Origin of the sequence: Pseudomonas sp. B21-048, assembly GCF_024748615.1 — a bacterium.
In the GTDB taxonomy this organism is placed as follows: domain Bacteria; phylum Pseudomonadota; class Gammaproteobacteria; order Pseudomonadales; family Pseudomonadaceae; genus Aquipseudomonas.
The window spans coordinates 2,983,050-2,996,503 of sequence record NZ_CP087168.1; the positions used below are offsets into that span (position 1 = coordinate 2,983,050).

General features: G+C 60.8%; 8 protein-coding genes. All 8 read left to right on the forward strand.

Features of this window, described 5'->3' with window-relative positions:
* Positions 1–151: 151 nt before the first annotated feature.
* The 8 genes from glgA (at position 152) to LOY56_RS14165 (ending at position 13,427) form a co-directional block, all read left to right on the forward strand.
* Positions 152–1,735: a glycogen synthase GlgA gene (glgA, locus tag LOY56_RS14130; protein WP_258614870.1), complete on the forward strand. Its 1,584-nt coding sequence runs from the start codon at positions 152–154 to the stop codon at positions 1,733–1,735.
* 13 nt (positions 1,736–1,748) lie between these two features.
* Complete coding sequence (gene treZ, locus LOY56_RS14135; protein WP_258614871.1) at positions 1,749–3,545, forward strand: malto-oligosyltrehalose trehalohydrolase; 1,797 nt, start codon at positions 1,749–1,751, stop codon at positions 3,543–3,545.
* Positions 3,542–5,620, forward strand: coding sequence for a 4-alpha-glucanotransferase (gene malQ / locus LOY56_RS14140; protein WP_258614872.1), 2,079 nt, complete (start codon positions 3,542–3,544; stop codon positions 5,618–5,620). The genes treZ and malQ overlap by 4 nt, the downstream gene beginning before the upstream one ends.
* The gene (locus LOY56_RS14145) at positions 5,617–8,412 is read left to right on the forward strand and encodes a malto-oligosyltrehalose synthase (protein ID WP_258614874.1); all 2,796 of its coding nucleotides are present in this window, start codon (positions 5,617–5,619) and stop codon (positions 8,410–8,412) included. The genes malQ and LOY56_RS14145 overlap by 4 nt, the downstream gene beginning before the upstream one ends.
* Before the next feature lie 21 nt (positions 8,413–8,433).
* A complete protein-coding gene (locus LOY56_RS14150) occupies positions 8,434–8,784 on the forward strand; it encodes a DUF2934 domain-containing protein (protein WP_258614875.1) in 351 nt (116 codons plus the stop codon).
* 101 nt (positions 8,785–8,885) lie between these two features.
* Positions 8,886–11,045, forward strand: coding sequence for a glycogen debranching protein GlgX (gene glgX / locus LOY56_RS14155; protein WP_258614878.1), 2,160 nt, complete (start codon positions 8,886–8,888; stop codon positions 11,043–11,045).
* Positions 11,046–11,131: 86 nt separating this feature from the next.
* Positions 11,132–11,932: an endonuclease/exonuclease/phosphatase family protein gene (locus tag LOY56_RS14160; protein ID WP_258614880.1), complete on the forward strand. Its 801-nt coding sequence runs from the start codon at positions 11,132–11,134 to the stop codon at positions 11,930–11,932.
* A gap of 427 nt (positions 11,933–12,359) precedes the next feature.
* Complete coding sequence (locus LOY56_RS14165; protein WP_258614882.1) at positions 12,360–13,427, forward strand: autotransporter outer membrane beta-barrel domain-containing protein; 1,068 nt, start codon at positions 12,360–12,362, stop codon at positions 13,425–13,427.
* Positions 13,428–13,454 lie beyond the last annotated feature (27 nt).

Here is a 13,454-nt window from a genome sequence, read left to right on the forward strand (position 1 = left end):
CCTTGCAACAGCCACTTCACCCATTCTGCTTCAGCGCATGGGCAGCACTTGCTCACCGATGCGTAGCGCGTTTGCGCCCGGCCACAGGATTTGGCCCCGAACACCGTTTGTGCCAGGCCTGAAAATCAGATCAACAACACGGGAGATTCATATGATCAGTGCGGCGTTAGACATTCAGGGAGAACGTGCTCAGCAGGTCGGGGAAACGAGCACCGTCGGTGTCCTCAGTGCCAAATCGGTCAATATGCCGACCCCCAAGACGCTGGCCCCGGTAGTCAGCCAGAATCCCAACAAGAAAAAAGTCCTGTTTGTCACCTCGGAAATTGCCGATCTGGTAAAGACCGGTGGCCTGGGCGATGTGTCCGCCGCACTGCCGCGGGCCATGGCGCATCTGCACGATGTCCGGGTGCTGATCCCCGGCTATCCGCAAGTGATGAACAGCGAAAACCCGATTCATGTCATCGGTGAACTGGGCGGGCACGCCGCATTGCCGCCCTGCAAGATCGGGCGCATGGACTTGCCCGACGGCCTGGTCATTTACGTGTTGATTTGCCCTGAACTGTACGAACGCGAAGGTTCGCCTTACGGCGCCAACAACGGCCGCGACTGGCCGGACAACCATATTCGTTTCGCCCGGCTGGGCCTCGCGGCGGCCGATATCGCCGCCAACCTCGCCCAAATTCACTGGTGCCCCGACCTGGTGCATGCCCATGATTGGCCCGCTGGCCTGGCACCGGCCTATATGCACTGGCGTGGCCAACGCACCCCGACCCTGTTCACCATCCACAATCTGGCGTATCAGGGCGTCATCAGCCTCGGCTCGTGCCCGGAACTCGGTATTCCCACCCATGCCTTGCAGCAGGAAGGCATGGAGTTTTACGGCAAGATGTCGTTCCTCAAGGCCGGCATGGCCTACTCGAGCCACATCACCACCGTCAGCGCCACCTATGCCCAGGAAATCACTACGCCAGCCTTCGGCTGCGGCCTCGACGGTTTTCTCGCCGCCAAGACCCAGCAAGGTCTGCTCAGCGGGATTCCCAATGGCATTGATGAAAGCTGGGACGCGGCCACCGACTTGCACCTGTTCCGCCCATTCGGCATCGGCGACTGGGACGGTAAAGCGGTCAACGCGGCGCACGTTCGCCGACTGTTCAACCTCGAAGACTCTGAAGGTCCGCTGTTCGCCGTGGTCTCGCGGCTGGTCTACCAGAAAGGCCTGGACCTGACCGAAGCGGTGGCCGAATACATTGTCGCCAACGGCGGACAGATCGCGATCATCGGCCGTGGCGAACCGGAAGAAGAACAAGCCATGCGTGAGCTGGCGTTGCGCTTCCCCGGCCAAATTGGCGTGCACATCGGCTTCAATGAAACTGACGCTCGCCGGATGTTCGCCGGCAGTGACTTCCTGCTGATGCCTTCGCGTTACGAACCCTGCGGCCTGAGCCAGATGTACGCCCAGCGCTTCGGTTCATTACCGGTGGCGCGCAATACCGGTGGCCTGGCCGACACCATTGAAAATGGCGTGACCGGTTTCCTCTTCGACGAATCCACGGTGGAGAGTTATCGCGAAGCCCTGAGCCGCGCGTTCAAGGTGTTCGCCTTCCCCGGGCTGCTCAACGCGATGCGTTGCCGAGCCATGGCGGCGCCTTTCAACTGGTGCAAGGCCGTCGAACCCTACGCCGAACTCTACGAACAACTGGTGGCTAAAGCGCTGGGAAAATCGGGCAAACAGTAAGAGGCTTTCAACGATGCCGTTACGGACCCTTGAGACCTGGCCCCACGGCGCAATCATGCTGGACGCAGAACACACGCGTTTTGCCTTGTGGGCGCCCGATGCGTTTTTCGTCAGTCTCGAACTGGAAGATGGACAATCCCTGCCGCTATTGCCTCAGGCCGATGGCTGGTACGTGATCAAGACCCGCTGCCCCGCGGGTACCCGCTACCGCTACAACATCGATGGCGAGCTTACGGTGCCGGACCCGGCCTCCCGCGCCCAGGCGGGCGATATCGACAGCCACAGCGTAGTGATCGATCCCCTCGCCTATCGGTGGCAACACAGCGCCTGGCAGGGTCGGCCATGGCATGAGGCGGTGATCTACGAACTGCACGTCGGTGCACTCGGCGGCTTCAGCGAGGTCGAGCAGCATCTTGCGCGTTTGGTCGAGCTGGGTATTACCGCCATCGAACTGATGCCGCTGGCGCAGTTCCCCGGCGAGCGTAACTGGGGCTATGACGGAGTTTTGCTTTACGCGCCTCAAGCCTCCTACGGCTCGCCCGAACAACTCAAACACCTGATCGACACGGCCCACGGCCATGGTTTGGCGGTGATTCTGGACGTGGTCTACAACCACTTCGGCCCCGACGGCAATTACCTGCATCGCTACGCCAAAGGCTTTTTCCGCGAAGACAAACACACCCCGTGGGGCGCGGCGATCGACTTCCGGCGGCGCGAGGTGCGCGACTTCTTTATCGACAACGCGTTGATGTGGTTGCTGGAGTACCGCTTCGACGGCCTGCGCCTGGACGCGGTGCACGCCATCGAAGACCCGGACTTCCTTCAGGAGCTGGCGCAACGGGTTCGCCGGCAAACCGATCCGGCGCGGCACGTGTGGCTCATGGCGGAAAACGAGCACAACCAGGCCAGCCTGCTGGAGCAAGGTTTCGATGCGCAGTGGAACGACGACGGCCATAACGCCCTGCACGTTCTGCTCACGGGTGAAACCGATGCCTATTACGCCGACTATGCCGAGCAGCCCACCGAACAGCTCGCCCGTTGCCTGAGCCAGGGCTTCGTGTTTCAGGGCCACATCACCCGCCACGGTACGCCGCGAGGTGAGCCGAGCGGTCACTTGCCGCCCACGGCCTTCGTGCTTTTTCTGCAGAACCACGACCAGATTGGCAATCGCGCCTTTGGCGAGCGCCTGCATCAGCTGGCCCATCCTGATGCCCTTTCCGCCGCTACCGCGTTGCTGCTGTTGTCGCCGATGATCCCGCTGATGTTCATGGGCGACGAATTCTCCGCCGAGCAACCGTTTCTGTTCTTCACCAGCCACCACGGTGAATTGGCGGAATTGGTGCGCGAAGGACGGCGCAATGAGTTTGCGGCGTTCAACGCCTTTGCCGACCCGCACAAACGCGAGCAGATTCCTGACCCGAACGCGACGCAGACCTTCGAGGCGTCACGGCCGAAATTGACCTCCACCCAGCATCCGGCCATTTACGACCTGTATCGCCAACTGCTGCAGATCCGCCACCGACACATCATCGCGCACCTGCCCGGCGCCCGCGCGCTGGGTGCGCAGGTGCTGGCCGAAGGCGCGGTGACGGCGCGCTGGCGACTGGGCGATGGCAGTCAGTTGCGCATTGACCTGAACCTGCGCGATGCGCCCGTGGTCCACACCCTACAGGCCGATGCGAGATTGCTGTTCGAACACCCGCCACAATCGGCCGGTCTGTTGAATCAGGGCATGCTTGCCCCGTATTGCGCGCTCGTCAGCCTCACGGCCGCAGCCCCTTTGCTACCCCCGAATGGAGAGCGCCCATGAGCAATGCGCAACTGGAAATACTGGCCAGCCGAGCAGGCTTGGCTGTCGACTGGATCGACGCCAATGGTCGTCCACAGAAAGTCACCCCGGCGGTGTTGCGCTCGGTGCTCAGCCGACTTGGCCATCCTGCCAATACTGCCCAGGAGATCGACGCCAGCCTGCTGCAACTGCAGGAGGTGCAACAAACCCGGCACCTGCCGCCACTGCTGACCTGCGACGTGGGCGTCGGCCTTGACCTGGCCCACTACTTCGAACCGCAAACCCCGTGTGAGATCCATCTCGAAGACGGCTCACGGATTAACTTGAAGCTCGATGACAACGCTGTATTGCCCGGGCTGGTGCCCGTGGGTTATCAGCATGTGAGCATCGACGATCAATCCTTCACCCTGGCGGTGGCACCCCAGCGCTGCTACAGCGTCGGCGACGCGGTTGACAGTCAAAACCCGCGCGCCTGGGGCCTGAGTGTCCAGTTGTACGCGCTGCGCCGTCCCGGCGATGGCGGTTTCGGCGATACCCAGGCCCTCGAAGATCTGGCCCGGGTGGCCGGCGAACGGGGCGCCGAAGCGTTGGCGATCAGCCCGCTGCATGCGATGTTCAGCGGCGACACCCAGCGTTACAGCCCTTACTCGCCGTCCAGCCGTTTATTCCTCAATAGCCTGTACGCGGCGCCCGGTGCGATTCTCGGTGAGCGAGCCCTGCGCACCGCGATCGACGCCACCGGCCTCGCCGCTGAGCTCAAGCACCTCGAAGCACTGCAACTGATCGACTGGCCCACCGCCGCCGAAGCCAAGCACCGCTTGCTCGAAGCCTTGTATGAAGGATTCACCCACGGCGAACACCCCTTGCACCCGGACTTCAGCAGCTTCCGCCACGCCGGTGGCGAAGCGCTGGAAAATCATTGCCGCTTCGAAGCGATCCAGGAAGCCCGTGCCCTTCGCGGTGAAAGCCTTGACTGGCGCGAGTGGCCCGAACAGTGGCGTGACCCGCGAAGCACTGCCTTGGCACATTTTGCCGAGGAAAACTCGTCCCGCATCGGCTACTACGCATTCTGCCAATGGCTGATTGCGCGCAGCCTGGAGCGCGCCCAAGCCGCCGCCCGCAGTGCTGGCATGGGCATCGGCCTGATCGCGGATCTGGCGGTGGGTGCTGACGGCGGCGGCAGCCAGGCCTGGAGTCGCCAAGACGAATTGCTCGCTTCACTGACCGTGGGTGCGCCACCCGATATCCTCAACCGTGCCGGCCAGGGCTGGGGCATTTCCGCGTTCTCCCCCGAAGGCCTGGTGCGCAACGGCTTTCGCGCATTCATCGAAATGCTACGGGCCAACTTCGCCCATGCCGGGGGCCTGCGCATCGATCACGTCATGGGCCTGCAACGACTGTGGGTGATCCCCAACGACGCGCAACCCAGCGACGGTGCCTACCTCTATTACCCGGTGGACGACCTGCTGCGTTTGCTGAGCCTCGAATCCCATCGACATCAGGCCATCGTCCTCGGCGAAGACCTCGGCACCGTGCCCGAGGGGTTGCGCGAGAAACTCATCGCGCGCTCGATTCTCGGCATGCGCGTGCTGCTGTTCGAACAGGACAATACTCACTTCAAGCCGATTCTCGACTGGCCGGACAACGCCCTGGCCACCACCAGCACCCACGACCTGCCGACGCTCAATGGCTGGTGGCATGGCCGCGATATCGATTGGAGCGCGCGCTTGAATCTGGTCGATGCACCGGGTGAAATCGAATGGCGCCAACACCGTGAGCGCGAGCGCGAAGGTCTACGCCGGGTGCTGAGCCAGGACCCGCAGAATTTCCGCGAAGAGTCCCACGAAACCGATCAGGTGCTCGACGCCGCGATCCGCTTCCTCGGCCATACCCGCGCGCCGCTGGTATTGCTGCCAATGGAAGATGCCTTGGGTATCGAACAGCAGGCCAACCTGCCCGGCACCACCGACACCCATCCCAACTGGTCGCGCAGGCTGCCTGGCGACAGCCAAGCCCTGCTCGATGATCCGGACGCCGCCCGGCGCCTGGAACTGCTCGCCTGTGCGCGACTTCAGGCGGCCGAGCGTGACCAATGAATCACCCGTTCATCCAGCCGCTACGGGCGACCCTGCGGCTGCAGTTTCATAAAGGTTTCACCCTGGATCAGGCGGTGCCGTTGGTGCCGTACTTCGCCAGCCTGGGCATCAGCCATGTCTATGCCTCGCCGCTGCTCGCCGCCCGCGCGGGGTCCATGCATGGCTATGACGTGGTGGACCCGACCACCGTCAACCCGGAACTGGGCGGTGAAGCTGCCTTGCGCCGTTTAGTCGCTGCGTTGCGCGAACAGAACATGGGGCTGATCCTCGACATCGTCTCCAATCACATGGCCGTTGGCGGTGGCGACAACCCCTGGTGGCTCGATTTGCTGGAATGGGGGCGACTGAGCCCTTACGGCGAGTTCTTCGACATTCAATGGCACTCGCCCGACCCGTTGATGGAGGGCCAATTGCTGCTGCCTTTTTTGGCCAGCGATTACGGCATCGCCTTGCAGGACGGCACCCTGCCCTTGTGTTTCGATGCCCGGCGCGGCGCCTTTTATGTCGAGCACTACGAACATCACTTCCCGATTTGCCCGACGAACTACGGCGAACTGCTCAAGGCAGATGATCAGTTGAATGCCGAGCAGGTCGAGCAGCTCAAATCCCTGGCAGACCGTTTCAATACCTTGAGTTATCAGACTGACGTGCACAGCTTGGCAGTTCCGCTAAAAACCGAGTTGCATGAACTGGCCGGCGATCCGGCGATTCTTCACGCCATCCAGCACACCCTCGGCACTTATGACTCACTCACCCCCGAGGGTTTCCAGCGCCTGCATAGCCTGCTGGAGCGCCAGAGTTATCGCCTGGCCAGTTGGCGCACCGCGGCGGACGACATCAACTGGCGGCGTTTTTTTGATATCAATGAACTGGGCGGCCTGCGCGTCGAACGCCCGGCAGTGTTCGAGGCGACCCATGCAAAAATCTTCGAGCTGGTGGCCGAGGGTCTTGTCGACGGGCTGCGCATCGACCACATCGACGGTCTCGCCGACCCGCGTGGTTACTGCCGCAAATTACGCCGCCGAGTCGATAGACTGGCACCGCAGCGGCACCTGCCGATCTACGTCGAGAAGATCCTCGGCGAAGGCGAAACCCTGCACCGCGACTGGTCCGTCGATGGCAGCACCGGTTACGAATTCATGAACCAGTTGTCGTTGCTGCAACACGACCCCGAAGGCGCCCAGACCCTGTGTGAACTCTGGAGCCGGCACAGTGAGCGACCCGCCGATTTCCATCAGGAAGCACAACTGGCGCGCCAGCAGATTCTCAACGGCTCCTTGGCCGGGGATTTCGAAAGTGTCGCCCACGCCCTGTTGCAAGTGGCCCGAGACGACTTGATGACACGGGACCTGACCCTCGGAGCGATTCGTCGGGCCTTGCAGGAACTGATCGTACACTTTCCGGTGTATCGCACTTACATCAGCCCGCTGGGCCGCGCCGCTCAGGACGAAGTGTTTTTCCAGCAGGCCATGGACGGTGCAAGGCAAACCCTTGGCGAGGCCGATTGGCCGGTGCTCGACTGCCTGGCCGGCTGGCTCGGTGGCCAACCCTGGCGCAAACACCCGGTGGGCCTCCCACGCAAACTGCTCAAGCATGCGTGCGTGCGCTTCCAGCAACTGACTTCACCGGCGGCGGCCAAGGCGGTGGAAGACACCGCGCTTTATCGCTCGGCGGTGCTGCTGTCGCGCAACGATGTCGGCTACAACACCGAGCAGTTCAGTGCGCCGGTTTGCGACTTCCACGCGGCCTGCGTCAATCGTCTCGCCGAATTCCCCGACAACCTGCTGGCCACCGCGACCCACGACCACAAACGCGGCGAGGACACCCGTGCGCGGCTGGCGGTATTGAGCGAGCGCAGCGCCTGGTACGCCGAACAGGTCGAACACTGGCGAACCCTGGCCGATGAATTGCGCACTGAACCCGGCGCGCCTTCGGCGGGTGACGAGCTGATCCTTTATCAAGCGATCCTCGGCAGTTGGCCGCTGGAGCTACGCAGCGATGATCGGGTGGCGCTCGAGAACTACGCCCAGCGCCTCTGGCAGTGGCAACGCAAAGCCCTGCGCGAAGCCAAGTTGCAAAGCAGCTGGAGCGCGCCGAATGAGGGGTATGAGCAGGCGACCCATAGGTTTCTCCTACGTCTGCTGCTCAGCCCCGAAGGCCAGCCACTGCGCACGGCCCTCGGTGCGGCTGCGCAGAGCATCGCCGTCCCGGGTGCGTTGAATGGTTTGGCGCAAACCTTGCTGCGAATGACCGTGCCGGGGGTACCGGATCTTTATCAGGGCAACGAGTTCTGGGACTTCACGCTGGTCGATCCGGACAACCGCCGGCCGGTGGATTACGTCAGCCGTCAGCAGGCCATGCACGTACGATTGGACCTGCCCGATCTGTTGGTGAACTGGCGTGACGGGCGCATCAAGCAAACCCTGATCACCCAGACGTTAAACCGGCGTGCCGAGCATACCGGGCTGTTTCAAAAAGGGATTTATCAAGCCCTTGAAGTCCTCGGCAGCCAGGCTCACCGGGTACTGGCATTTGCTCGCGAATGGCAGGGAAAACGGGCTGTCGTGATCGTACCGATACGCTGTGCCGAACTGCTGGAAAACAGTGCCGAACCACAGATTGACGCGCCGCTCTGGGGCGATACACGGGTCAAGTTACCGTTCACTGCGCCTGAAGAAAATCTGAAGGGACTTTTTGCAAGCGTCGCAGTCACAAAACACAGGGAACTGATGGTCAGCGCCGCGCTGGGGAATTTCCCGGTCAATCTCTTTATCCAAACGACCCAAGCTTGAGTTCAGTTCAGGAGCATTGCGATGAGTACCGACGATAAACGCATCCGCGAATTTGCCTATCAAATCTGGGAGTCCGAAGGGAAACCCGTGGGCCAGGAAAAACGCCATTGGGAGATGGCCTGCAAACTGGCCGAAGCCGAAGCACTGGCTCCCGGCAAGTCATCGAAAGCGACCGGCAGCAAACGCGTCGGCACCAAGTCTGCACTCGGCAAGCCCGACGGCAAGCTGGTCAATGCCAAAGACATCGAACCCGCACTCAAAGCTAAAACCAAGCCCAAAGCCAAACCCGCCGCCGCTTCGACAGTGATCCCGCCAGGAGAAAAAACCACGATAAAAAAGCCTCGCGCCGCGCGTAAACCGCCAACGACCTGACGCTTGATCGCCTTGCCCCGTTTGATTTGTGGCGAGGGAGCTTGCTCCCTCGCCACAGCTGACCGGCATTAGTCCAATAATGCCCCCATGCAGGAGCAACTATGAGCAGTCCAAAGAAAACCGCGCCCGAACCTCGTACCGAGGCCTCGCGAATCCGTGAAGGCTTGCCCTTCCCGCTAGGCGCGACCTGGGATGGCCTGGGGGTTAATTTTGCGCTGTTTTCGGCTAACGCGACCAAGGTCGAACTGTGCATCTTCGACGATTCCGGCGAGGTGGAACTCGAGCGTATCGAGTTACCGGAATACACCGACGAGATCTATCACGGCTATTTGCCCGACGCCCACCCGGGGTTGATCTACGGCTATCGCGTGTACGGTCCTTACGACCCGGCCAACGGTCATCGTTTCAACCCCAACAAGCTGCTGATCGATCCCTACGCCAAGCAATTGGTCGGTCGATTGAAATGGTCCGAAGCGTTGTTCGGCTACACCATCGGCCACCCTGACGCGGACCTCAGTTTCGATGAACGGGACAGCGCGCCCTTCGTACCCAAATGCAAAGTGATCGACCCGGCTCACACCTGGGGTCATGACCATCGTGTCAGCGTGCCGTGGGATAAAACGATCATTTATGAAACACACGTACGCGGCCTCAGCATGCGTCACCCCTCCGTCCCCGAGAACCTGCGTGGCACCTTCGCCGGGTTGATGGTCGATGACGTGCTCGAACACATCCGCAAGCTCGGCGTGTCGACCGTGGAACTGCTACCGATTCATGCCTTCGTCAATGACCAGCATCTGCTGCACAAAGGCATGACCAATTACTGGGGTTACAACAGCATCGCGTTCTTTGCCCCGGACCCACGCTACCTGGCCAGCGGCAAGATCGCCGAGTTCAAGGAGATGGTCGCGCACCTGCACGAGGCCAATCTGGAAGTGATCCTCGACGTGGTCTACAACCACACAGCCGAGGGCAACGAACAAGGCCCGACCCTGTCGATGCGCGGCATCGACAACGCCTCTTACTACCGCTTGATGCCCGACGACAAGCGCTACTACATCAACGATTCCGGGACCGGTAACACCCTGGACCTGAGTCACCCGTGCGTGCTGCAAATGGTCACCGACTCGCTGCGTTACTGGGCCACGGAAATGCACGTGGACGGTTTCCGTTTTGACCTGGCGACCATTCTTGGCCGTTACCACGACGGTTTCGATGAGCGTCACAGCTTTCTCGTGGCCTGCCGTCAAGACCCGGTGCTGCGCCAGGTAAAGATGATTGCCGAATCCTGGGACTGTGGCCCCGGCGGTTATCAGGTCGGGAACTTCCCGCCAGGGTGGGTCGAGTGGAACGACAAGTTCCGCGACACCGTGCGCGCATTCTGGAAAGGCGACGACGGCCAGCTCGCCGACTTCGCCAACCGCATGACCGCGTCCGGGGAGATGTTCAACCAGCGTGGCCGGCGTCCGTATGCCTCGGTGAACTTCATCACCGCCCATGACGGTTTCACGCTCAACGATCTGGTGTCGTACAACGACAAGCACAACGAAGCCAACGACGAGAACAATCAAGACGGCAGCAACAACAACCTGTCGTGGAACCACGGCGTCGAAGGCCCCACCGACGATCCCGAGATCAATGCGCTGCGCCAGCGACAAATGCGTAATTTTTTCGCCACGTTGCTGCTGTCCCAGGGCACGCCGATGCTGGTGGCCGGCGACGAGTTCGCCCGCACCCAGGAAGGCAACAACAATGCCTATTGCCAGGACAGCGAGATCGGTTGGGTCAATTGGGACCTGAGCGAAGATGGCAAGGCCCTGCTCAAATTCGTCAAGCGCCTGATCAAATTGCGCCTGGCCTATCCGATCCTGCGTCGCGGGCGCTTTCTGGTGGGCAATTACAACGAAGACATCGGCGTCAAGGACGTGACTTGGCTGGCCCCGGATGGCAGCGAAATGTCCACTGAACAATGGGAAGAAGCCCATGGTCGCTGCCTGGGCATCCTGCTCGATGGCCGCGCCCAGGAAACCGGTATTCGCCGCAAGGGCGCCGACGCGACTCTGCTGATGGTCGTCAACGCTCACCATGACATCGTCAATTTCCTCCTGCCGGAAGTGCCTGACGGCGGTTTCTGGACCTGCATGATCGATACCCATCAACCCTCGATTCGTGGCCAGGAACGCTTCGAGTTCGGTCATGAGTATTCGGTCACCGGCCGTTCGCTGCTGCTGTTTGAATTGCAACGTGTGGAAGACGAGTGAAAGGAAGTCGGCCACAAATCACGTTGAACTGCTCGCCCGTGCATCAGTCGCATGCATTACATCCGCCCTGATTCAAAGGAGTGAACGTGACCCGCGATGCCGAACGACAGGCCGTCGAATCAGTGCTATCGAACACGCCTACGGCGATTCATCGACTGAGGGTGCTGACGGTCAACACCCACAAAGGCTTCACCGCCCTGAATCGGCGTTTTATTCTCCCTGAACTGCGTGAAGCGGTACGCAGCACGGCGGCGGACCTGGTGTTTCTGCAAGAAGTGGTCGGTGAGCACGACCGGCATTCTTCCCGTTACAACGATTGGCCGCGGACCTCGCAATACGAGTTCCTGGCCGACAGCATGTGGAGCGATTTCGCTTACGGTCGTAACGCGGTCTACCCTGACGGCCATCACGGCAATGCCCTGCTGTCGAAGTACCCGATCCGCGAATTTCGCAACCTCGATGTCTCGATCACCGGCCCCGAGCGGCGCGGGTTACTGCACTGTGTGCTGGACGTGCCGGGCCATGCCGAAGTACATGCTATTTGCGTGCACCTGAGCCTGTTGGAAAGCCATCGGCAACTCCAGTTGCAATTGCTCTGCTTGCTGCTCGAATCGCTGCCCGATGATGCCCCGGTGATCATTGCCGGCGACTTTAACGACTGGCAACTGCAAGGTAATGCTGCACTTGCCCGTCGTGATTATCTGCACGAAGCCTTCGAGCGCCACCACGGCCGACCCGCAAAAACTTACCCCGCGCGTTTTCCCCTGCTGCGCCTGGACCGGATCTACCTGCGTAACGCAACCAGTCATGAACCGCGAATACTCGGTCACAAACCCTGGACGCATCTGTCGGACCATTTGCCGCTGGCGGTGGAGGTGCGCCTGTAACGGCGTCAATCGGCAGGCGTCAGGCACTGCCGATAGCAACAGAAAAAATGACAGCAATAACAGGATGAATTCGCTCATCAATATTGCACCGACCCTCCATCGGCTGACTGATAGCCCGCTACCCAACCCGTCTGGCCCGCACCTTTCAGAATGATTCATCGCACAAACAACAACTTAGATACACGCCAAATATCAGCCACTTACACGCCATAAAATAGCAATACCATTTATCGGCCATTTTCTTGACGCAGCCTCGTCGATCTTCTTAGCTACTCATTACTACCCCCGGAAATCCATCGAGGGCAAGCCTCCAGACTCCTGTAAAAACGGGCGGGTCTGACCTTGCCTCAATCCATTCGGTCGCCCCTCATTCGGGGTAGGAGAGACGCCACAGCGAGATACACATGCGATTGCAAGGTAGACCCCCATGAAAACGTCATTCACCCCCCAAGAGATCAAAATCACTTTTTGTACAGTCACGGGTTCACTCCTGCTGTGCTCATCCATGGAGGTGCAGGCCTCGCCTGCCGAGGACGAACCAACTCTCTGGTACAACCAGGCACTGCCGACCCTCACCTTGCCCACCGCCTCCGCCACGTATCCCGGCCGCTTACGCGTCAATCCAGACTTACAAAGCTCACGCCTGACGGTTGAAGATGCCTCGCCTTCAGCCTGGGACCACGTCTACGGAAAGACCTCACGGCAGGCCCAAACCGACTCTCTGGCCCAGGGTTCTTCTATCCCCGGCGTCGGCGAATTCAAAGGCCCGGCGCTGCTGACCGTACAAAGCAATAGCGGCCATACCCAACGGGTCGGACTGATCGGCGGCACCACCCAATTCCAGGGCAATGACAACGGCCTGCTGACCAGTCGCGCCCTCGCCGATCCCGACCATGACACGCTCAACCTTCAAGGCCAGAGTCTCGGCGCCTACTGGAGCCTGACCGGCCCGCAAGGCTGGCACGTGGACTTGTCGGCCAGCGGTGGCCGAGTCAACGGTTACAGCCGCAATGACCAAGGCGCGCGACAAGCCACCGAAGGCAGCGCCGTGACGTTGTCGGTGGAAGGTGGTTTCCCGATTGGTCTGGGTAATAACTGGGTGATCGAACCCCAGGCGCAATTGATCAATCAACGCATTACGCTGGATACGCCGTATGCCGGTTCTGGTAATGCGTCATCCAGCGACTTGACATCCTGGAGCGGTCGGGTCGGTGCACGCTTGAAAGGCAGTTACGATATTAACGGCTTGCCCGTCGAACCGTATGTGCGGACCAACGTGTGGCACACGGTGTACACCGGCAATACCGTGAGCCTGGATCAGGTCGACAAAATCAGCAGCAGTCGTAATTCATCGACGGTGGATGTGGGTCTGGGTTTGGTGGCCAAAGTGACGCCTTTGGTCAGCCTGTATATCAGCGCCGATTACAGCAGTGATGTGGATGACAATGATTTGAACGGGTTGATTGGCAGCCTTGGGGTGCGGATGCGGTGGTAAAGCCTGGCCGATGATCGTTCCCACGCG